This is a genomic window from Candidatus Tisiphia endosymbiont of Hybos culiciformis, assembly GCF_964030975.1.
GTDB lineage: Bacteria > Pseudomonadota > Alphaproteobacteria > Rickettsiales > Rickettsiaceae > Tisiphia.
Genome location: NZ_CAXIQH010000001.1, coordinates 1,648,246 through 1,668,424, shown reverse-complemented (window position 1 = coordinate 1,668,424; position 20,179 = coordinate 1,648,246). Strand labels below are relative to the sequence as shown.

Genomic DNA, 20,179 nt, shown 5'->3' with positions numbered 1-20,179 from the left:
TATGAGCAAAGAAGTAACTGCTAATAACTATGAAACTAGCCCTACTTCCTCTGGTAATGATTGGCTAACTAATATGCCTGAGGAAATACGTAAAGCTGAGTCACTGGGCAAATTCAAAGATGTATCATCTTTAGCTCAGAGCTATTTGGAAGCAGAGAAAAGCTTGAATCAGCGAGTTGCTGTGCCAAAAGATGACAGCTCTGATGAAGAGTGGCATAAATTCTATAGTCGCTTGGGACTGCCTGAAGATAAGAGATATACTGATAAACGCTCCAAAGAAGATGAAGAGTATTTAGCTCGTTATGAGGACATGTTTTACCAAAGCGGATTATCTAAAAGGCAAGGTGAGAAGCTACTTAATTCTCTATATGGTTTTTCGCAGGATTTGCAGAAACAGCAACAAAATGATATTGAGCAAACACGTCACTCTCACATTGGTTGGCTGAAAGACAATTATGGTGAAGGTTTTGACAGTAAAATGACAGTGATGCAGGCAGCCTTATCTAAGTTTGGCACTAAAGAACTGGCTAAATTAATTGAAGATTCACATTACTCACCAGCTTTAGTTGATTTATTAGTTAAAGTCGGTGAAACCTTAAAATCCGACTCGTTAGTAACTGGTAAAGAGATACCAGCAATTAACAGTAGGGATGGGGCATTAGCAGAGATAGAAAAACTTGAATCTAACCCCGAGTTTGTGGTAAAATTAAAGAGTAAAGATCATACGGGACATGAGCAAGCTGTTAAACGTAGGGAACAATTGTACAAAATCGCTTATGATAAGAAACAATAGACTTTTTGCATAAGTCAATCTAGTTGGTGATTTTGTCGTCGAAACTCGCCTCCGCTCCTCACGTACGTCTATGTACGCTGCGGTACTCGGTTTCGTTTCTCCTAAAAATCCCTCAACTATTTTTGACTTATGCAAAAAGTCTAGGGCGTGTCATCAAATGAGTTGACATAGTGATATAAATCATTAAGTTTATAAAAAACTAAAGGGAAAGTTGAAATGCGTCGGTATGCTTTAAGAGATGAGCAATGGGAGAGGATAAAGGATATACTACCTGGAAAAGAAGGAGATGTAGGAGTAACAGCTAAGGACAATCGTCTTTTTGTAGAGGCGGTACTATATAGATATAGAGCAGGAATAGCTTGGAGAGATTTGCCTGAGAGATTTGGGGATTTTAGGGTAATTCATACAAGACATACAAGATGGAGTCAGAGAGGAGTTTGGCAGAAGGTATTTGAGTTACTTGCAGCTGATGCAGACAATGAGTATGCGATGATCGATTCTACAATAGTGCGTGCACATCAACATAGTGCTGGTGCAAAAAAAAAGTCATAACAACTGATCAAGCTATTGGTCGCAGCAAGGGTGGTTTGTCAACTAAAATACATGCAACTGTCGATGGGCTTGGTAACCCGACTGGCTTTCATTTAACAGCAGGACAAGTACATGATTTGCAAGGGAGTGATGCACTAATGGAAAGACTAACACAAGGATTGCATGTACTTGCAGATAAGGCTTATGATGCATATGAGCGGGTAAGGAACAGGCTAAAAGAAAAAGGTTGTGTGGCTGTAATGCCATCAAGGAAGAATCGCAAAATTCCAATAGAATTGGATACAGAGCTTTATAAGGCACGGCACTTAATTGAAAGTTTTTTTGCTAAGCTTAAACAATATAGTGAAACCTATTGAATTAGGTGATACAAACTTTGTGTCATACCTGCGAAAGCAGGTATCTAGATTCCCGCCTTCGCGGGAATGACAACTTACAATCGTTATGTTCTTTATCACCTAATCCTATGAGCATAACTATATAGGGCGATTGCCACACGCTATGATAAAACGGCTCAAAACTTTTTGGGGGCGATTCATCTTGCTGCTTCTGTAATTTTGTTGAATTGATGACACGCCCTAGACAAAAGGTACCACCTTATACGGTTCAAGAAATTAGACGTTTTGTAAAGTTGATTTTTTCAAGCTTATTTACGACAACAAAGGAAGCATTCTTAAGCCTATCCTTATGGCGAAGACGACACCAAGCCAGAGCAAAAGATTGTCACTTTAAAGATAAAGAAAGAACCCGTGTACTGTATGCATAAAGTTTACGACTGTAGTACTAGGCTGTGAACAAAATTTAAATGAAGAATCTTAAATGAAAATAGCTACTTGGAATATTAATTCTATAAGAACGAGACTACAACATTTACGTGACTTTCTAACGGACGTAGATCCCGACATTGTTTTGTTACAAGAAATCAAGTGTGAAACTGAGAAATTTCCTTTTGATGAATTATCGAACTTAGCTTATAATGTCTATGTGCATGGTCAGAAATCCTATAATGGTGTTGCTATTTTATCAAAATTTCCAGCTGATGAAGTGATAAAAGATTTTCCGGCGATTAACTGTACTGGGCAAGCACGAATGATAGAAATCACTGTACAAACTCCAATAGGTTTTTGTAGTATTACTTCATTATATGCCCCTAACGGCTCATTGGTAGGTAGTGATAAATTTGAGATGAAATTAGGATTTTATGACGGTTTAATTAATTACTTACAATCCAAGAAATCTCCTGATACTAAGATAATAGTTGGAGGGGACTTTAATATTGCTCCTTTTGATATTGATGTATACTCAGCAAAAGAGTTACAAAATACCACTTGTTTTACTAATGAAGAAAAACAACGATTGAGAATTATTTTAAATTCTGGTTTTGAGGATTTATATAGATTAGCAAATCCCACTAAGCAAGAATTCTCTTGGTGGGATTATAGAGCAGGTTGTTTTGAACAAAATAAAGGTATGCGTATTGATATGATACTTGCCTCGAGCAATGTTGCAGATTATTTAGATAACTGCTACATGTGTTACAATTTGCGAGCTAAAGTTAAACCTTCTGATCACATACCAGTTGTTGCCGTTATTTAGTTATTCACCTTGACGTATGGCATTTAAAAGTCACAGGGGAAACAGCACAGCGTCTTGCGAGGAACCGCTTTGGGTGGGGGGCGACGAAGCAATCCTGTTTTGTGTTATACGCCTGCGAGGTTTAACTTGTCATACCTGCGAAAGCAGGTATCTATAGTGAAACCTATTGAATTAGGTGATACAAACTTTGTGTCATACCTGCGAAAGCAGGTATCTAGATTCCCGCCTTCGCGGGAATGACAACTTACAATCGTTATGTTCTTTATCACCTAATCCTATGAGCATAACTATAGTCGCTCCGTCAAAAAGGCTGTAGGTATGAGAGGTAATGCATGTTTGCGGTTAAAAATCACATCAAAATCCATAAGATTTTCACCTTATTTTGTCAAAAACCTTATGGATTTACAAAGTTTTTATAACCTAATCACAGTACCAAGCTTGTCATCCCTGCGAAGGCAGGGATCTAAAATAGTGGACAAAAAGCCCTGAGATATTATAGATTCCTGCCTACGCAGGAATGACATCCTTTTTGTTTAAACATAGCAGATGTTGTATCTTTAGACTTTTGACGGGGGCTATCTAGATTCCCACCTACGCGGGAATGACAACTTACAACGCGGGAATGGCAACTTACAATTGCCACGATCACTCGCGTGGTTTCGCAATGACGCCCTGTATTTCCTGCAATTTTTAAATTGCCGTGTGATTATGCGTAAAGTGAGTTAGTCAGGCTGTAAAGGTTTCTTAAGTTGCTATGAACAAAATATGGGAGCTATTATAATTCAGATAAATTTCTACTATCTTTTCGTCATTTTATTATTATACTACGAGTTATGATTATAATGAACTATAATAGCCATATATGAATCAACATATTGCAAATTCTTCTGATTCACTTGATGAAAAGCGTAATAATGCCCGTCAAGGGGGAGGGGAAGAAAGAATTGCCGTACAACATAAGAAAGGTAAGCTTACTGCCAGAGAGAGAATAGAGTTATTGCTAGATCCTGAGAGTTTTGAAGAAACAGGAATGTTTGTTGAGCATAGATGTAGTAATTTTGGAATGGAAGAAAAAAAATTCCTAGGAGATGCAGTAATAACTGGACATGGCACCATAAATGGTAGGTTAGTTTTTGTATATAGCCAAGATTTTACGGTATTCGGTGGATCCCTTGGTGAGTATCATGCTAAAAAAATATGTTCTATACTCGATTCTGCTCTGGCGGTAGGAGCCCCAGTTATTGGGATAAATGATTCGGGAGGAGCAAGAATCCAGGAAGGAGTCGATGCTCTCGCTGGTTATGGTGAATTATTCCAACGCAATGTAATTGCTTCCGGTATTATTCCGCAAATCACCTTAATTATGGGGCCTTGTGCTGGAGGGGCTGTTTATTCTCCTGCCTTAACAGATTTCATATTCATGGTGCGAAACACTTCTTATATGTTTGTAACAGGACCGGATGTAGTTAAAACTGTTACAGGTGAAGAAGTAAGCCAAGAACAGCTTGGCGGGGCAAAGATGCATACTACCAAGAGTGGTGTTGCTGACTTTGCTTTTAAAAATGATATAGAAGCACTCCTAGAAACTAGAAGATTTTTTAATTTTTTACCTCTATCAAATCGTAGTCCACTATCATATCGTCACACCGAAGATCCAGCTGATCGAGTTGATATGTCTCTAAATACCTTAGTCCCAAGTATTCCAAACAAAGCTTACGATATGAAAGAATTAATTGAACGTATTGTGGATGAAGGAGAATTTTTTGAGTTGCAACCAGATTTTGCTAGAAACGTTATAATCGGTTTTGGTTATATGGAAGGAAGATCTACAGGATTTGTTGCAAATCAACCATTACATTTAGCTGGCTGTTTGGATATTAACGCATCAAGAAAGGCAGCAAGATTTGTACGTTTTTGTGATGCATTTAATATTCCGATAGTAACTTTAGTTGATGTACCGGGCTTTTTACCTGGTATTTCCCAAGAGCATAACGGGATTATCAAACATGGAGCAAAATTATTGTATGCATACGCTGAAGCAACTGTACCGAAAATTACCATAATTACCAGGAAAGCTTATGGTGGGGCTTATATAGTAATGAATTCAAAGCATCTTCGTGGTGACGTGAATTACGCGTGGTTCAATTCAGAAATTGCGGTACTTGGAGCTGAAGGGGCTGCTGAAATAATATTTAAAGAAGAATGTAAAGATCCAGAATCAAAAAAACGGAAGATTCAGGAGTATAAAGATACTGTTACTTCTCCTTTCGTTGCAGCATCTAGAGGGTATCTAGATGATATTATCAAACCTCAGAATACTAGATGGCGTATATGTAAAGCACTAAACTTTCTTCAAAACAAGAAAGTACAGTTACCATGGAAGAAACATGACAACTTGCCACTTTAGCGTACTCTTCTACTTTAAAAAATTGACCAAGAATGCAAATGGTGAACAAGTACAGGATTAGTAGGAGATGCATATACTCAAATGACCTGGAGAATTGGATTTGAAAATGAGGGAATAGCACACGCAGCTGTCGAAAGTTAGAAGGGGAAGCGGGTTTAGATAGTACACTTTAAAAGTCGTATGTGGTCAACGTCATTGTGAGGAGCCACTTTAGTGGTGACGAAGCAATCCAAAAAAGCGACCAGAAATGGATTGCTTCGTCGGCTTACGCCTCCTCGCAATGACGCCAGTTATTTTTCTGCAACTTTTAAACTGCTATGATGACCTCTAAACCCGCTCTACCTTCTAACTTTCGACAGTTGTGACTAAAGTGGTTCTTAGGTACACACCTTATTAATTCTGTGTGTATCTCATAGCTGTGAATAAGATACACACAAAAATTAGTGAAATTATTTTTAATTATCTATTAGTGGGGGGCAGAACATCTGGTATAATGCCTAATATTATATTTAAGTACGAGACTTTATGACTAAACCGTTATTTGATAAAATTCTAATCGCCAATCGTGGTGAAATAGCTTTGAGAATAATGCGAACACTAAAAAAGATGGGTATTACATCAGTTGCAGTATATTCGGAAACCGATACCCATTCAATGCATGTACAATATGCTGATGAAGCTTATTATATCGGCAATTCTCCTGCCACTGAAAGTTATTTGTCAATTAAAAATATTATAAATGCTATTAGAGCGAGTGGTGCTGGGGCGGTACATCCAGGATATGGGTTTCTATCGGAAAATTCAAATTTCGCAAATATTCTAAAAAGGGAAGGAGTGACCTTAATAGGTCCAAATGCTTCTGCCATTAAGAAAATGGGCGATAAAATTGAAGCAAAGAAAATCGCTTTGGAAGCAGGAGTTAGCACAGTTCCTGGCTATATGGGTACTATCAGCAATATAAATCAGGCAATAGAAATTGCAGAGGGAATAGGTTTCCCTGTTATAGTTAAGGCAACAGCTGGTGGCGGTGGACGCGGAATGAGAGTGGTGAGGAACTCTGAAGAAATGGCTAATGCCTTTGAATCAGCTAAGCTTGAGGCAGTAAATAATTTTAGTGATGGTAGATTATTCATTGAAAAATTAATTAAGTCCCCAAGGCATATTGAAATACAATTATTAGCTGATCAGTATGGTAATAGTGTTTGTCTAGGTGAGCGAGAATGTTCAATTCAACGCTATCATCAAAAAGTGATCGAAGAAGCCCCAAGCTCCTTTATTACTGAGGAAATACGACAAAAAATGTATCAGGAGACCGTAGCTTTATCTAGTAAAGTAGGTTATTACTCTGCCGGTACAGTTGAGTTTATAGTTGATTTAGATAAGAATTTTTATTTTCTTGAAATGAATACTAGGTTGCAAGTTGAGCATCCAGTGACGGAGCTAATTACTGGTATTGATATAGTAGAAGAGATGATAAAAATTGCTGCTGGTGAGAAATTATCATTTTCCCAAGAAGATATAAAGTTAAAGGGTCACGCATTTGAATCTAGAATTTGTGCAGAAAATCCAATGCGTGGATTTTTGCCGTCTGGTGGTAGAATTACTGAATATTCAGAACCCCCAAAAAATGCTAATATCCGTGTGGATACTGGTTTCGGACTTGGAGGGGAAGTCAGTATGTTTTATGATTCAATGATTGCAAAACTTTGTACTTATGGAGAAACTAGAAAACAAGCTATTGAAGTTATGCGTTCTGCTTTAAGCTCTTATATAATACAAGGTATTTCCCATAATATTAGTTTTCTAGAAGCGGTAATATCACATCCTCGTTTTATAGCAGGTGATATAAATACCGCGTTTATAGAAGAGGAATATCCAGATGGTTTTTCTGGGGCAAGCTTAACATCTGAAATTACTAAAATATTCCTTGCTACAACCATTTTTATTTATATGGCTGAGCAGAAACGGGCATCGTTAATTTCTGGTCAAATAATCGATCAAACTAATAAAATTGGTACTAGATGGGTTGTATCAATTGATGATAAGCTATTCTCAGTGTTAATTAAATCAGTAGATTATGGTTATAACATAAGACAAGAAAATGATAGAATCTACATACGCAGTAATTGGACTTTAGGTAGTAGGCTTTTTCCCTGTATTGTAAATGGTAGAAAAGCCAATGTAAAAATTGAAAATATCGTAACAGGTTATATGTTATCGCATTCAGGCATTACTGTGAAAGCTTATGTCCGCTCTCCAAGAACGTCTGAACTAGAAGCGTTAATGATTACCAAAAATATCCAAGAAGAGCAAACAGAGATGCAAGCTCCTCTTGCAGGGCAAATCATTGCAATTAAGGTTCAAGAAGGTAGTGAGATAATTGTTGGTCAAGAAATTATGGTTTTAACTGCTATGAAAATGGAAAATATACTTGTTGCTGAGCGTAATGGAAAAATTGCTAAAATCCTAGTTAATGAAAAGGAGCAGGTGGTTAGTGGTCAAGTATTACTAGAGTTTGCTTAGGTTGAAAATGTTGCATCACTTTTATCGAGATCTTAAAAAATATTGTGATAGTGGTAAATTACTATTTGTTCTAATAATTGTAGCCGTCATATTGGCTTGCTCAACTTATTATGTGATTTCAATTGAGCCAAAGTCTCTTGGTCCAGACCCAAGTAGAGTTATCGGGCTGATATTAGTAGATCTTACTATATTATTATTTTTAGGTATTTTATTAGCTCGTAAATTTCTACGAGATTTTGTTGATAAAGGAGAGGGGGAAAAGTCCTCGAAATTGCAAAATCGTATCATCATTGCCTTTAGTTTGGTTGCTACAATCCCAACTATTGTTGTTTCAGTATTTTCAGCATATTTTTTTAATTTTGGCATTCAGTCTTGGTTTGATAAAAAGATTTCTGCGGTGCTTGATCAATCGATAATAGTAGCAGAATCTTATATCAATGAGCATAAACTGCAATTGCGAGAAACAGCGTTATCTGTCGCTTATGATTTAAGTGAAATGTATTATGACTTAATACATAACCCCATTTTATTTAATGAAACATTAAATTCTGAAGCTGAGATGCGTTCTCTTGATGAAGTTATAGTTTTACATAAACCTACTAATACTGTTATTGCTAACACCTTCCTAAGTTTTGCAATTTCATTTGCTACTATTCCAGCTCATTTAATGAAAAGAGCTGAAATAGGAGAGATTGTTGAGATAAAATCTGATCCAACAAAGATTCGAATGCTTATAAAACTTAAGGAGCAGAATGATGTATATTTGTTGGTAGGTAGATTGATTGATGCTAAAATTACCGATCATATTAATAAAACTAATGGAGCAGCTGAAGAATATTATCGTCTTAAAAAACATATATCCAGTATGCAGATCAAATTTTCTATAGTATTTATTTTTATTGCTTTATTACTACTGTTAGCTGCAATAAGTTGGGGGATGATCTTTGCTATAAAAATAGTAACTCCTATTCGAAAATTAGTGATTGCTGCTGAAAAAGTTAAAGATGGCGACTTAACTATCCAGGTGCCAGAAGACGTTATTAATAAAAATGAAATAAGCGTTTTATCCTCAGCTTTTAATAGGATGATTAAACAAATTGATCGTCAACAAAGAGATTTAGTTATAGCTCAGCGTGCACTTGCTTGGTCTGATGTTGCAAGGAAAGTAGCTCATGAGATTAAGAATCCTTTGACACCCATTCACCTTGCCTCCGAAAGATTGTTGAGGAAATTTAGTAATCAAGTTGAAGATAAAGCGGAGTTTAATAAATATATACAGATGATCGTACGTCACACTGATGATATTAAGAAGATTGTCTCTGAATTTGTTAATTTTGCAAGATTACCAGCTCCAGTATTTATGGATTGTGATTTAGTAATTCTTATAAAAAATATGGTTGAATCACGAAAATTAATTAATGATAAAATATTATATAGGTTTCTTACAAATGATCCGCATATAGATTTTATCTGTGACACAACTCAAATTAATCAAATTATGGTTAATTTATTAAAAAATGCCGAGGAATCTATAGGGCTTACTAAATTGCAACAAGGTGTTATTACTGTTTCTATAACTAAATCTAATCATCAAGTTACTATTACAGTAGATGACAATGGGGTAGGTTTCCAAGCAAATTTAATTGATAGAGCCACAGAAGCTTATATAACAACTAGATCTAAGGGAACTGGTTTAGGGTTAGCTATTATCAAAAAAATAGCACAAGATCATTGTGCAACATTAGAGTTAGCAAACCGGCTAGAAGGTGGGGCTATTATCAACATAACGTTTAATCTTGATGAATTAAAATTAAAGATCAATAATTCGAAGCAGAGTATTCAAATGGATAACAAGTGAAAGTGCAAGATTATAAATTTTATAATGATTTAATATCACAGGTTGTAGTTGAAGAAATTTGGCTATTTGGTTCTAGAGCAAGGAATGATAATCAGGATAGAGCAGATATTGATTTAGCTATAGTATGTCCTAATGCTACCATCAATGATTGGTTAAAATTGCAAGAGATTATTGATAATGCTGACACACTTTTAAAGATAGATTGTATAAGACTTGACGAATTAGATGATTCATCAAACTTAAAATTATCTATAATACGAGAAGGAGTGAAATTATATGAAAGATACTAAAATAGACTTAGGGTTCTCAAAGTTAAGTAGAGCTTTAATCTCTTTAGAAGATATTGCATTTAAGCCTCAGCAAGAAGATCGGAGTAACATAGATGCTAGCATTCAAAGATTTGAATTTACAATAGAACTATTTTGGAAATTATTAAGGGTAATTCTTGAGAGCAAAGGAGTAGCAGTACAGTATCCTAAAGATGTTTTAAGAGAGGCGTTTAAAGGGCATCTGATTGAGCATGAACAAGAATGGCTAAAAATGCTTCTAGATAGAAATGTTACTTCACACACTTATGATGAGCAGTTAGCAGATAAAATTTATAATAATATTAAATCCTACATTCCCATATTAAGAAGTACATTTGATAGGCTGAATTTTCTTAGAGATTCCATCGTTTGACAAAGTGCTATAAAACTGTTAAGCTATTATAAACCACGAACAAGTATGGAGCAACACCAAATTACGTGAATAGGTAAATTCTTAGATAGGAGCAATTTAATTACTAATACTTCAAAAATACTGATTATTAATAATCAGAAAATATTAAATGAATTATGTCAACAATTATTGAATTGTAAAACTATAAGTATTGATACTGAGTTCTTGCGTAAAAATACCTATTTTGCTCAGCTTAGCATAATTCAAATTATGACAAATAGTCACAAAGTGATAATTGACACTTTGTGCGATTTAGATCTTTCGCCTCTTAACGAAATATTTTTGAACGATAAGGTTCTTAAAATAGTTCACGCCCCTAGAGAGGATTTTGAGATATTTTATCATTTATTTAAGAAATTGCCAAAAAATGTTTTTGACATACAAATTGCCGCTGGTATTTGTGATTTTGGTAAACATTTAAGTTATTCGGATATATGTAGCAAAATTTGCTTTGTTCATATTGATAAAACTTATCAAAGGTCTGATTGGTTAAAGCGTCCTATTAGTGCTAATATGTTAGATTATGCTATTAAAGATGTTGAATATTTAGAACCGATTTACAAAATATTACAACCAATAATACAGGATAATAATCTACAAAATGAATATGACGAGCAAATAAAATCTTTGCTTAATATTGAAAATTATATTGTTAATGCCCAAAAGGCTTGGCAAAAAGTCAAATTCCATAATCATTCAGAGTTTTTTATTAATAAAATGAAAATTATGGCAGCTTATCGGGAAGAACAAGCAAGTACCATAGATCTACCAAGGAGACATTTTATTAGTGATGAAGAGTTAGTAAAGATTTGTCAATATTTACCTACCAGTAACCAAGATTTTGAAAATCTTAAATTAAATGGTCGCTATCTTAGTAAGCAAAAATATAGAACTCAATTAGCAGATCTGTGTCTTGCAATACAAGAATTAGGTGAATAATTGCACTTTATTTATGTTAGTTGTAAAATAAAATTGCTATTTTCTCGGCTCTGTCCAGAAAAGTGTGTAAATTTCGAGATAGGTTATATATAAAAATATAACAAAAAAGGAAATTACATGAATAAAAAAACAAATGAATCAATAAAGCAAGCAGTAGATTTATTAATAGATAATGATACAGATGTAAGCACAATACTGAAAGAAGGAGGATTATTAAAAGAATTGACCAAACGCTTGATAGAGAAGGCATTGCAGTCAGAATTGAATAATCATCTAGGCTATGATAAATACAGTCGTGTAGATAATGATAATGCTCGTAATGGTATAACTAGCAAAAAACTGATCTCCGAACATGGAGCGGTTGAGATAGAAGTACCAAGAGATAGGCGTAGTACCTTTGAACCAGCAATACTACCGAAAAGACAAAAACGTTTTGATGGTTTTGATGATAAAGTCTTATCATTATATGCTAAAGGTATGAGTGTATCTGATATTAAGGTTCAATTACAAGAGTTGTATAGTGTTGAAATAAGTGAGAGTTTAATCAGTCAGATCACCGATGATGTAATGGATGATGTAAAAGCTTGGCAGAGTAGACCGTTAGAAGAGATATATCCGATAGTATTTTTTGATTGTTTAGTAGTAAAAGTTAGGCAAGACAAAAGGATAATTAACAAGGCAATATATGTTGCATTAGGGATTGATTTATCTGGTAGAAAAGATATATTGGGATTATGGATCAGTGAAAATGAAGGGGCAAAATTTTGGCTTGGTAATTTTACTGAAATGAAAAATAGAGGATTAAAGGATATACTGATTGCCTGTAGTGATAATCTTACTGGTATGTCTGAGGCGATAGAAGCAGTTTATCCAAAAACAGAACATCAATTATGTATTGTACATCAGATTAGAAATAGTTTAAAATACGTATCATATAAAGATAGGAAGCAGGTGGCTAGCGATTTAAAGCCGATATATACTGCAGCAACGGAAGAACAAGCACATTTAGCTTTAGTATATTTTGAAGAAAAATGGAATAAACAATATCCACAAATTGCCAAATCATGGTATAATCATTGGGATAATTTAATGATTTTTCTAGGATATCCAGAGGCAATTAGAAAGGTAATTTATACCACTAATTCAGTTGAATCTGTTAATAGTCAATTGCGTAAAGTAACAAATAATAAGCGCGTTTTCCCTAGTGATAGTGCTGTTTTTAAAAGTTTATATTTGACAATTGACTATATGACCAAAAAATGGACTATGCCTATTCCCAACTGGAATGAAGCTATGGCTCATTTGATGATCAAATTTGAAGATAGGCTTAACAAAATTTAATGACCTATTTTGGAAATTTACACACTTTTCTGGACAGAGCCATTTTCTCAAAGGTTGACTAAAACAGAAATCTTATATCTTCTGGCTTTATTGCATGGCAATGTTTAGTGTAGTTTTTTTTAAAACCATTTCTGTATTACTGAGCGTAGTAATTGGTTTCCTAGCAGGAAGATACTCTAAAGTTGAGAGAGATAGTATAGCTTCGTTGTTATTCTATTTTATCTCTCCTATTGTTTTTTTTGCTATTCCCGCCAGTACTACTTTAACTTTATCAGCTTTAAGCGTTACTGTAGTTGTTTTTTTCATTGCCAGCTCGTTATCAATATTTTCCTACTATTTTTTTGGACGATATTGGCTTGATCATACACGAAACATTATAGCATTATCTGCAGGTACCGCTAATGGTGGTTATTTTATGCTGCCAATAGCCGCTGCTCTCTTTGATGATTATGTTTTAAGTATCTATATGATGGCAGTCATAGGTGTAAATATTTTTGAATCCTCAGTAGGTTTTTATATTTGTGCTAGGAGTTTTGCCAATAGTAGTGAAAGTATCTTGAAAGTTGTGAAGTTACCAATTTTAAATGCTTTTTTACTTGGTTGTTTATTTAGTTTCACTGGTTTTACTTTACCTGACTTTCTGGATGATTTTATATATAATATGCGAGGGGCATTTTCTATACTTGGTATGGTTATGGTTGGTTTAGCTCTTTCAGCCTTGCAAAAGTTTGAAATAGACATAAAGTTCACTCTTGCCACTTTTCTAGCAAAATTCCTATTTTATCCAATAGGAATTAACATATTTATCCTTTTAGATAGATTTGTTTTAGGATGGTATGATGAAAATTATTACAATGCTTTCAGACTTCTTGCAACTGCTCCTATGGCAGCAAATGTAATTGTTATAGCTAGTTTACAAAAATTCTATCCAGAAAAAGTTGCTACTACAGTATTTCTTTCCCTAATTTTTAGTGTAATATATATACCAGTTATGGTAAGTATATTCTTAAGCGATTTGAATTAATTATTATAGCTAACCCGATTAGCATTTAGCCATAGTAAACTTTTGTCATTGCGAGGAGGTGTAAGCCAACTAAGCAATCTTGTTTTCTGTCATCCCTGCGAAAGCAGGGATATTATAGATTCCCGCCACGCGGGAATGACATAATTACGCGGGAATGACGACTTACAATTGCTCCGTCGCTACTAAAGTAGCTCCTTGCAATGACGTCTGTGAATTTGGTATAATGCTAGTCAAGTTAGCTATAGCACCAATGATATGAAAATATGATACAAAAATTTATCCAAGTTGGACCTTATATTAATTGGTTCGGCTCACAATATATCCCAGCCCATCAGCTTGCTTATCTTGAGTTTGGTAATCCTAATAATAAAAATGTAATAGTATGTGCCCATGGTCTGACTAGGAATGCTCATGATTTTGATAAAATCGCTATGGCATTAAGTGATAATTTTCGAGTAATTGCTATAGATTATCCAGGACGTGGAAATAGTGATTTTTTTAAAAAGAAAGAACATTATAATTATCCAGTATATATAAAAGATACAGTACTTTTTTTAAGGAAGTTAGCTATTAAGAACTGTATTTGGCTTGGTAGTTCAATGGGTGGGATAATTGGTATGGTTCTAGCTAGTAGATATAACAAACTTATCAAAGCAATGATTATAAATGATATAGGTCCTTTTATTCCGTCATCCCCTCTAGTTAAAATTGGTCTATATGCAGGTCAAACTTCATATTTTGTTGATTTAGCTAGTGCCAAGCAACATTTAAAGCTAATATATAGCCAATTTGGTATTAGTAGTGAGGAAGATTGGGATCATCTTACCAAATATAGTTTTATAAAGACTCAAGACGGAAAATATAAAATGAATTATGATCCTGGTATAGTACACGGTATGAGTGCTAATGCAAGTAAGCAAAAAAATGTTGATATGTGGGCTATATGGAATAAAATTATTTGTAAATTATTGGTTATTCATGGAGCTAAGTCTGACATTTTACAACAATCTACTATTGAAAAAATGAAAAGAAACAAAGAGTTTGATCTTTTCACTGTCGATTATGCTGGTCATGTACCTTCATTAATGACCAATGATCAAATTAACTATATAAAATCTTGGCTAGATACTTTTTGACAAGGATATTAATTATGACTATTTCTACTAAAGTACTTATTATAGGCTCAGGCCCTGCTGGTTTAAGTGCAGCAATCTATACAGCTAGGGCGGCACTAAAACCGATATTATTACATGGTATGCAGCCAGGTGGGCAGCTAACCATTACGACAGATGTTGAAAATTATCCAGGTTTTGCTGATCCTGTGCAAGGTCCTTGGCTAATGGAGCAGATGACTCAGCAGGCAAAAAATGTTGGAGCAGAAATTATTTATGATTATGTAGAAAAAGTAGATTTATCAAAAAAACCCTTAGTGGTGACCACTGGTTCTGGTATAATTTACTGGGCGGACAGCGTTATAATATGTACCGGGGCAGAAGCAAAATGGCTTAATATTCCTTCCGAAACACAATTCAAAGGATATGGGGTCTCAGCCTGTGCTACTTGTGATGGTTTCTTTTTCAAGAATCAGCATGTATTAGTTATGGGTGGAGGAAATAGTGCTGTTGAAGAGGCATTATATTTGACTAATCATGCAAGTCAGGTGACTATTGTTCATCGTCGGGATAGTTTTAGAGCTGAGAAAATTTTACAAGAGAGATTATTTAAGAATCCTAAAATATCTGTTATTTGGAATCATAAGCTGATTGAAGTTATTGGTACAGATAACCCTAAATCAGTTACTTCAGCTAGGCTAGAAAATACCCAAACAGGTGAGTTTAGTTCAATTAATTGTACTGGTATATTCGTAGCGATTGGACATATGCCAAATACTAGTTTGTTCAAAGGACAATTAGATATAGATAGTGATAATTATATTATTACTAAACCTAATTCAACGGAAACCAGTATTAGAGGTGTTTTTGCCGCTGGAGATGTGCAAGATAAGATTTTTAGACAAGCAGTTACTGCTGCTGGTACTGGATGTATGGCAGCTTTAGAAGCAGAGAAGTTTTTAAACCATTAGGTCTGTGAATATTTCTCTTTAATGGGTGATCTCGTCGTTGTTTTCGTTCTCGAATCCTCACGTACACTAGAGTACGCTGCGGTTCTGTGGGCAAAAACGTCTATAAATCTCCACATTAAAGAGAAATATTCACAGACCTAAATCTAAGAGTATAAAAAATTATGGCTCGTAGTAAAGCGATTGATAAAACAGATAAATTAACTGGCTCAAATGAATCAGGTGTAGTTATGCCTGTTGCCCGAACTTTACCGGCAAACGTTCAGGCTGAGCAAATGTTAATAGGAGCGATTTTAGTTAACCATGATTACTACAATACTGTTTCAGAATTCCTGAGACCAAACCATTTTTTTGAGCCACTGCATCAAAAGATCTATAATGCTATTGAAGTTATTACAGAAAAAGGCTTAATTGCTACTCCAGTAACGCTTAGAAGCATGTTAGAACGAGATGAATTATTTCAGCAATTAGATGGTAGTGACTATCTCAATAAGCTGGTCACCTTGTCAATGATGGTAATTAATCCTCTAGATTATGGAAAAATAATCTATGATTTAGCAATAAGGCGTAATTTAATTCAGATAGGGGAAGGGGTAGTTAATAATGCTTATGATTCTTCTTTAGAGTATGATTCAAGTCAACAAATAGAACACGCAGAAGGTAAGCTTTATCACCTTGCTAGTGAAGGAGTTAATGAAAAAAGCTTTGTTAAAGTTGCTGTGTCTCTTTCAGAGTCTCTAGCCAGTATTAACAGGGCGATGAAGAATTCCAGTCATGTAATAGGTATTTCTACCGGCTTAATTGATTTGGATAAAAAATTATCCGGTTTTCAGAACTCAGACTTAGTTATAATTGCTGGACGCCCATCAATGGGAAAAACAGCTTTTGCTATAAATCTTGCAGTGAATAGTTGTAAAGCTATACAACTGAAAAATAATGGACAAGAAAAAGAAAGACAATCAGTAGGTTTCTTCTCTCTTGAAATGTCATCTGAGCAGCTTGCTACTCGTATTCTTTCAATGCATACTGAAATTGATTCATCGTCCCTTCAGTCAGGTCATGTGACGGAAGAGAATTACAATCGATTACGCAAAGAAGTTATCTCTCTTTCTGAGCTACCATTTTTTATTGATGATACACCAGCTTTATCCATTGCTGCCATTCGTACTAGGGCTAGAAAAATGAAGCGTAAGCATAATCTTGGTATATTATTTATAGATTATCTTCAGTTAATTAGAGGAATAAACAAGTCAGATAATAGGGTAAATGAAATTTCAGAAATTACTCAAGGATTAAAAGCTATAGCCAAAGAATTAAATATCCCAGTAATTGCTTTATCACAATTATCTAGAGCTGTTGAACTTAGAGAAGACAAAAAGCCGATGTTATCAGACTTACGGGAATCTGGGTCTATTGAACAAGATTCTGATATAGTAATGTTTATCTATCGAGAAGAATACTACTTAACCCGTAAAGAACCTTCGGCGGGTAGCGAAAAACACTCAGAGTGGGTAAATAAGATAAATCAAGTATATAATGTTGCAGATATTATAGTAGCGAAACATCGTAATGGTCCCGTTGGCAATGTTCAGCTTCATTATGATAATCAATATTCAAAATTTGGTAATTTACAGAGAAACTATCAAAGTGTTTAATAAAAAGTTGTTTTAAACAAAATTAGCTGGTTGCTCCGTCAAAAAGGCTGTAAGTATGAGAGGTATAGCACTTAACATATAGGTTCATACATTATTTTAAACGTTCTACAACTTGCCTCAAATACAGAAATACCTTTATCTAATAATTTTCTAATGTTATTTTTTATCGGAAACCAATGATGTTCAATAGGATTTAAATCAGGGGAATAAGGTGGTAAAAATTTTAGTTTGCAGCCAGCTTTTTCAATTAATTCTTTAGCCCTTTTGGATTTATGAAAGCTTGCATTATCAGCAATGACAACCTGTCCAGGCTTTAGCTCCGGCACAAGGCAATTTTCTATATAAGCTTCAAATACCTTACTATCACAGCTCCCAGTAAAGACTAGTGATGCGATTAAACTATTCTGATTTAACGCACCAATAAAACTTGTTCTTTCACTACGTTTTCCCGATTTACTCCCATTACAACGACTTCCTTTCATTGACCATCCATATTCATATGATTCATTATCATTTATGCCCGCTTCATCAAGATAAACACGTTTCTCTTTCGGCACTTTTTCTAATTCACTGAGAAAATCTTGTCGCTTTCCTTCATCTCTTTCTTTATACGCATATGTCTTTTTTTTCGAGTAATGTTGAGTTTCTTTAAAGCTCGGCTGATAGTCATTATACTTGCAACATTATCTAATTCTTTTGCTATTTCTGTAAGCGTTAACGAGTTACCTTTTTCTACTAAATGACGCAACTCCGATAAATCAGGGATTTTATGACCATATCCTTTCTGGTATCCCTCCTTTGACTTTATATCTCCAGTTTGTTTCTTTAATCTAATCCAATCATAGATTATTGACCGACTAATTTTAAAGGTTTCGCATGTAAGTGCTACTTTCTTATATTTCTCATAATGTTCTATAACTCTAGAACGTAAATCGTAACTGTAGGGGGATGCCATATTGCTATTATAAAATTTTTTTATTATTTATCATTATAACTTATTTGAATCCATATGTTAAGTGCTATAATACATATTTGCGGTTAAAAATCACATCAAAATCCATAAGATTTTTACCTATTTTGTCAAAAACCTTATGGATTTACAAAGTTTTTATAACCTAATCACAGTACCAAGCTTGTCATCCCTGCGAAAGCAGGGATCTAAAATAGTGGACAAAAAGCCCTGAGATATTATATAGTGAAACCTATTGAATTAGGTGATACAAACTTTGTGTCATACCTGCGAAAGCAGGTATCTAGATTCCCGCCTTCGCGGGAATGACAACTTACAATCGTTATGTTCTTTATCACCTAATCCTATGAGCATAACTATATCATAAAGCTCAAGGTATAATAGGCACAGCTCTAGCCAATAAAATGGGTATCAGTCGGGCATCAGTATATAAAATACTAAAAGAAGAGCAGCCAATAGGTTTAAGCAAAATATGAATGTACCAGTAATAAGATGACAAAAAAACCAAAACATGATCAGTTATTTAAAAAAATAATGGGCAATGAAATAGCCGCCCAAGAGTTCTTAGAATATTATCTACCGAATGATTTTCAGGAAAAGATAGATTTGTCAAAGATCAAAGTAGAGAAGGAAAGCTATATTGAAGAGAGTCTAAGGCGAAAATATAGTGATATAGTTTATTCGGTAAAAACTAAAAATGATGAGACGGCTTTCATCTATGTGCTGTTGGATCATCAATCAACGGCTGATTATTGGATGGCACTAAGACTCTATAAATACGCATTACTATTATGTGAAAGGCATAAAAAAAATGAGGATAAGTTACCATTAATTTGTCCGATTATCATGTATAACGGCGTAGAAGAATATAATGTTCCAAAAAACTTGTGGGATTTGTTCACTGAACCTGAGCAAGCTAAAAAGCTGATGACCGAGGATTATCAATTGGTGAACTTACAGAGTATGTCGGATGAGGAGATAGTACAGAAGAAACATTTGGGGATGATGGAATATGTGATGAAGTATATCCATATGCGGGATATGATAAAATTATGGGAGCAGTTTTTAGAAAAGTTTAAGTTAGAGATATTAGTTGATAAAGAGAATGGCTATATTTACTTAAGATCGTTTTTATGGTATACTGATACCAAGCTACCTGAAGACAGGCAATCAGAATTAGAACAACTGCTAGCTAAGTATTTATCTGAAGAAGAAAAAGGGAACATTATGAGAACTGTTGCACAAAAATATATAGAAGAGGGTACGCAGTACGGAATCCAAATTGGTAAAGCTGAAGGTAAAGCTGAAGGTAAAGCTGAAGAAAGAGCGGCTGTAGCTAGAAACTTGTTTAAAGTTGGGGTATCAGTTGACATAATTTCTGCGTCTACTGGTTTATCTAAAAAAGAAATAGAAGAGTTAATGGTATAATTATTACAATAATATTAACTTCTTCAAGATATCTAGTAATAACTTTGGTGCATCAGAGGAAAGTTGGTAACATTTTTCAGGTTGTTGAATAGAGTGAAATGATTTTGTTAATGAGTTACTACGAAAACACATTATGCATGCTTTTCAACTTGAACAATAAGTGTGTGGTACTATGATATGTTATAAGCTTAACCGAATGCCATTGATTTTTAAGTAGGGGTACGTTTCTGAGAGAACTCACTCCCATTACTGAAAGTGAGTTACTCGGCAAAAAGAAATAAGTAGCATTAAAATTT

18 protein-coding genes and 1 pseudogene are annotated in these 20,179 nt (G+C 34.5%); 15 read left to right on the top strand and 4 right to left on the bottom strand.

Features of this window, described 5'->3' with window-relative positions; genetic code table 11:
- Window position 1 precedes the first annotated feature (1 nt).
- Together ACQH2P_RS09005 and ACQH2P_RS09000 are read left to right on the top strand one after the other, a co-directional pair.
- Entirely contained in the window at window positions 2–793 is a 792-nt protein-coding gene (locus ACQH2P_RS09005; RefSeq protein ID WP_425363768.1) for a hypothetical protein, read from the top strand.
- A 216-nt stretch (window positions 794–1,009) separates the two neighbouring features.
- A pseudogene (locus tag ACQH2P_RS09000) lies at window positions 1,010–1,686 on the top strand (IS5 family transposase); the annotation flags it as partial.
- On the opposite strand, the gene ACQH2P_RS08995 reads toward ACQH2P_RS09000, so the two are convergent.
- Window positions 1,651–1,800 carry a hypothetical protein gene (locus ACQH2P_RS08995; protein WP_425363861.1) on the bottom strand — a complete coding sequence of 50 codons (150 nt, stop codon included), beginning with the start codon at window positions 1,798–1,800 and terminating at the stop codon, window positions 1,651–1,653. The pseudogene ACQH2P_RS09000 and the gene ACQH2P_RS08995 overlap by 36 nt on opposite strands.
- A gap of 361 nt (window positions 1,801–2,161) precedes the next feature.
- Here ACQH2P_RS08995 and xth point away from each other — a divergent pair, with 361 nt between their 5' ends.
- Window positions 2,162–2,938, top strand: coding sequence for an exodeoxyribonuclease III (gene xth, locus ACQH2P_RS08990; RefSeq protein WP_425363860.1), 777 nt, complete (start codon window positions 2,162–2,164; stop codon window positions 2,936–2,938).
- A gap of 104 nt (window positions 2,939–3,042) precedes the next feature.
- Here the strand turns inward: xth and ACQH2P_RS08985 are convergent, their stop codons facing one another.
- Together ACQH2P_RS08985 and ACQH2P_RS08980 are read right to left on the bottom strand one after the other, a co-directional pair.
- Entirely contained in the window at window positions 3,043–3,207 is a 165-nt protein-coding gene (locus ACQH2P_RS08985) for a hypothetical protein (protein WP_425363859.1), read from the bottom strand.
- 224 nt (window positions 3,208–3,431) lie between these two features.
- Complete coding sequence (locus tag ACQH2P_RS08980; protein WP_425363858.1) at window positions 3,432–3,581, bottom strand: hypothetical protein; 150 nt, start codon at window positions 3,579–3,581, stop codon at window positions 3,432–3,434.
- 219 nt (window positions 3,582–3,800) lie between these two features.
- Between ACQH2P_RS08980 and ACQH2P_RS08975 the strand changes: the two genes are divergently transcribed.
- The 11 genes from ACQH2P_RS08975 to ACQH2P_RS08925 all read left to right on the top strand — a co-directional run bounded on the left by ACQH2P_RS08975 (window position 3,801) and on the right by ACQH2P_RS08925 (window position 17,485).
- A complete protein-coding gene (locus tag ACQH2P_RS08975; RefSeq protein ID WP_425363857.1) occupies window positions 3,801–5,345 on the top strand; it encodes an acyl-CoA carboxylase subunit beta in 1,545 nt (514 codons plus the stop codon).
- A gap of 525 nt (window positions 5,346–5,870) precedes the next feature.
- Complete coding sequence (locus tag ACQH2P_RS08970) at window positions 5,871–7,868, top strand: acetyl-CoA carboxylase biotin carboxylase subunit (protein ID WP_425363856.1); 1,998 nt, start codon at window positions 5,871–5,873, stop codon at window positions 7,866–7,868.
- 7 nt (window positions 7,869–7,875) lie between these two features.
- Window positions 7,876–9,726: a sensor histidine kinase NtrY-like gene (locus ACQH2P_RS08965; protein ID WP_425364152.1), complete on the top strand. Its 1,851-nt coding sequence runs from the start codon at window positions 7,876–7,878 to the stop codon at window positions 9,724–9,726.
- A gap of 2 nt (window positions 9,727–9,728) precedes the next feature.
- Window positions 9,729–10,016 (top strand): nucleotidyltransferase domain-containing protein, encoded by a 288-nt coding sequence (locus ACQH2P_RS08960; RefSeq protein ID WP_425363855.1) that lies wholly within the window; start codon window positions 9,729–9,731, stop codon window positions 10,014–10,016.
- Window positions 10,003–10,407, top strand: a complete 405-nt coding sequence (locus tag ACQH2P_RS08955) for an HI0074 family nucleotidyltransferase substrate-binding subunit (RefSeq protein ID WP_425363854.1) — start codon at window positions 10,003–10,005, stop codon at window positions 10,405–10,407. The genes ACQH2P_RS08960 and ACQH2P_RS08955 overlap by 14 nt, the downstream gene beginning before the upstream one ends.
- A gap of 117 nt (window positions 10,408–10,524) precedes the next feature.
- Window positions 10,525–11,385: a ribonuclease D gene (locus ACQH2P_RS08950; protein WP_425364151.1), complete on the top strand. Its 861-nt coding sequence runs from the start codon at window positions 10,525–10,527 to the stop codon at window positions 11,383–11,385.
- A gap of 117 nt (window positions 11,386–11,502) precedes the next feature.
- Window positions 11,503–12,726 carry an IS256 family transposase gene (locus ACQH2P_RS08945; RefSeq protein WP_425362497.1) on the top strand — a complete coding sequence of 408 codons (1,224 nt, stop codon included), beginning with the start codon at window positions 11,503–11,505 and terminating at the stop codon, window positions 12,724–12,726.
- Window positions 12,727–12,820: 94 nt separating this feature from the next.
- Entirely contained in the window at window positions 12,821–13,750 is a 930-nt protein-coding gene (locus tag ACQH2P_RS08940) for an AEC family transporter (protein WP_425363853.1), read from the top strand.
- A gap of 263 nt (window positions 13,751–14,013) precedes the next feature.
- Window positions 14,014–14,886, top strand: coding sequence for an alpha/beta fold hydrolase (locus ACQH2P_RS08935; protein WP_425363852.1), 873 nt, complete (start codon window positions 14,014–14,016; stop codon window positions 14,884–14,886).
- Window positions 14,887–14,900: 14 nt separating this feature from the next.
- A complete protein-coding gene (trxB, locus tag ACQH2P_RS08930; protein ID WP_425363851.1) occupies window positions 14,901–15,833 on the top strand; it encodes a thioredoxin-disulfide reductase in 933 nt (310 codons plus the stop codon).
- A gap of 161 nt (window positions 15,834–15,994) precedes the next feature.
- Window positions 15,995–17,485 (top strand): replicative DNA helicase, encoded by a 1,491-nt coding sequence (locus ACQH2P_RS08925; RefSeq protein WP_425363850.1) that lies wholly within the window; start codon window positions 15,995–15,997, stop codon window positions 17,483–17,485.
- A 71-nt stretch (window positions 17,486–17,556) separates the two neighbouring features.
- Here the strand turns inward: ACQH2P_RS08925 and ACQH2P_RS08920 are convergent.
- Window positions 17,557–18,440, bottom strand: a protein-coding gene (locus ACQH2P_RS08920; protein ID WP_425363003.1) for an IS630 family transposase whose coding sequence is annotated in 2 segments (ribosomal slippage) — window positions 17,557–18,117 and window positions 18,120–18,440 — 882 coding nt in all. Because the reading frame shifts where the segments join, the coding sequence is not laid out codon by codon here.
- A 507-nt stretch (window positions 18,441–18,947) separates the two neighbouring features.
- Between ACQH2P_RS08920 and ACQH2P_RS08915 the strand changes: the two genes are divergently transcribed.
- Complete coding sequence (locus ACQH2P_RS08915; RefSeq protein WP_425363849.1) at window positions 18,948–19,883, top strand: Rpn family recombination-promoting nuclease/putative transposase; 936 nt, start codon at window positions 18,948–18,950, stop codon at window positions 19,881–19,883.
- Window positions 19,884–20,179 lie beyond the last annotated feature (296 nt).

What these genes read in the sequence shown, in the direction of transcription:
- ACQH2P_RS09005 (WP_425363768.1), top strand. Translation starts at nt 2, where the DNA reads ATGAGCAAAGAAGTAACTGCTAATAACTATGAAACTAGCCCTACTTCC.
- xth (WP_425363860.1), top strand. Translation starts at nt 2,162, where the DNA reads ATGAAAATAGCTACTTGGAATATTAATTCTATAAGAACGAGACTACAA.
- ACQH2P_RS08975 (WP_425363857.1), top strand. Translation starts at nt 3,801, where the DNA reads ATGAATCAACATATTGCAAATTCTTCTGATTCACTTGATGAAAAGCGT.
- ACQH2P_RS08970 (WP_425363856.1), top strand. Translation starts at nt 5,871, where the DNA reads ATGACTAAACCGTTATTTGATAAAATTCTAATCGCCAATCGTGGTGAA.
- ACQH2P_RS08965 (WP_425364152.1), top strand. Translation starts at nt 7,876, where the DNA reads ATGTTGCATCACTTTTATCGAGATCTTAAAAAATATTGTGATAGTGGT.
- ACQH2P_RS08955 (WP_425363854.1), top strand. Translation starts at nt 10,003, where the DNA reads ATGAAAGATACTAAAATAGACTTAGGGTTCTCAAAGTTAAGTAGAGCT.
- ACQH2P_RS08945 (WP_425362497.1), top strand. Translation starts at nt 11,503, where the DNA reads ATGAATAAAAAAACAAATGAATCAATAAAGCAAGCAGTAGATTTATTA.
- ACQH2P_RS08940 (WP_425363853.1), top strand. Translation starts at nt 12,821, where the DNA reads ATGGCAATGTTTAGTGTAGTTTTTTTTAAAACCATTTCTGTATTACTG.
- ACQH2P_RS08935 (WP_425363852.1), top strand. Translation starts at nt 14,014, where the DNA reads ATGATACAAAAATTTATCCAAGTTGGACCTTATATTAATTGGTTCGGC.
- trxB (WP_425363851.1), top strand. Translation starts at nt 14,901, where the DNA reads ATGACTATTTCTACTAAAGTACTTATTATAGGCTCAGGCCCTGCTGGT.
- ACQH2P_RS08925 (WP_425363850.1), top strand. Translation starts at nt 15,995, where the DNA reads ATGGCTCGTAGTAAAGCGATTGATAAAACAGATAAATTAACTGGCTCA.
- ACQH2P_RS08915 (WP_425363849.1), top strand. Translation starts at nt 18,948, where the DNA reads ATGACAAAAAAACCAAAACATGATCAGTTATTTAAAAAAATAATGGGC.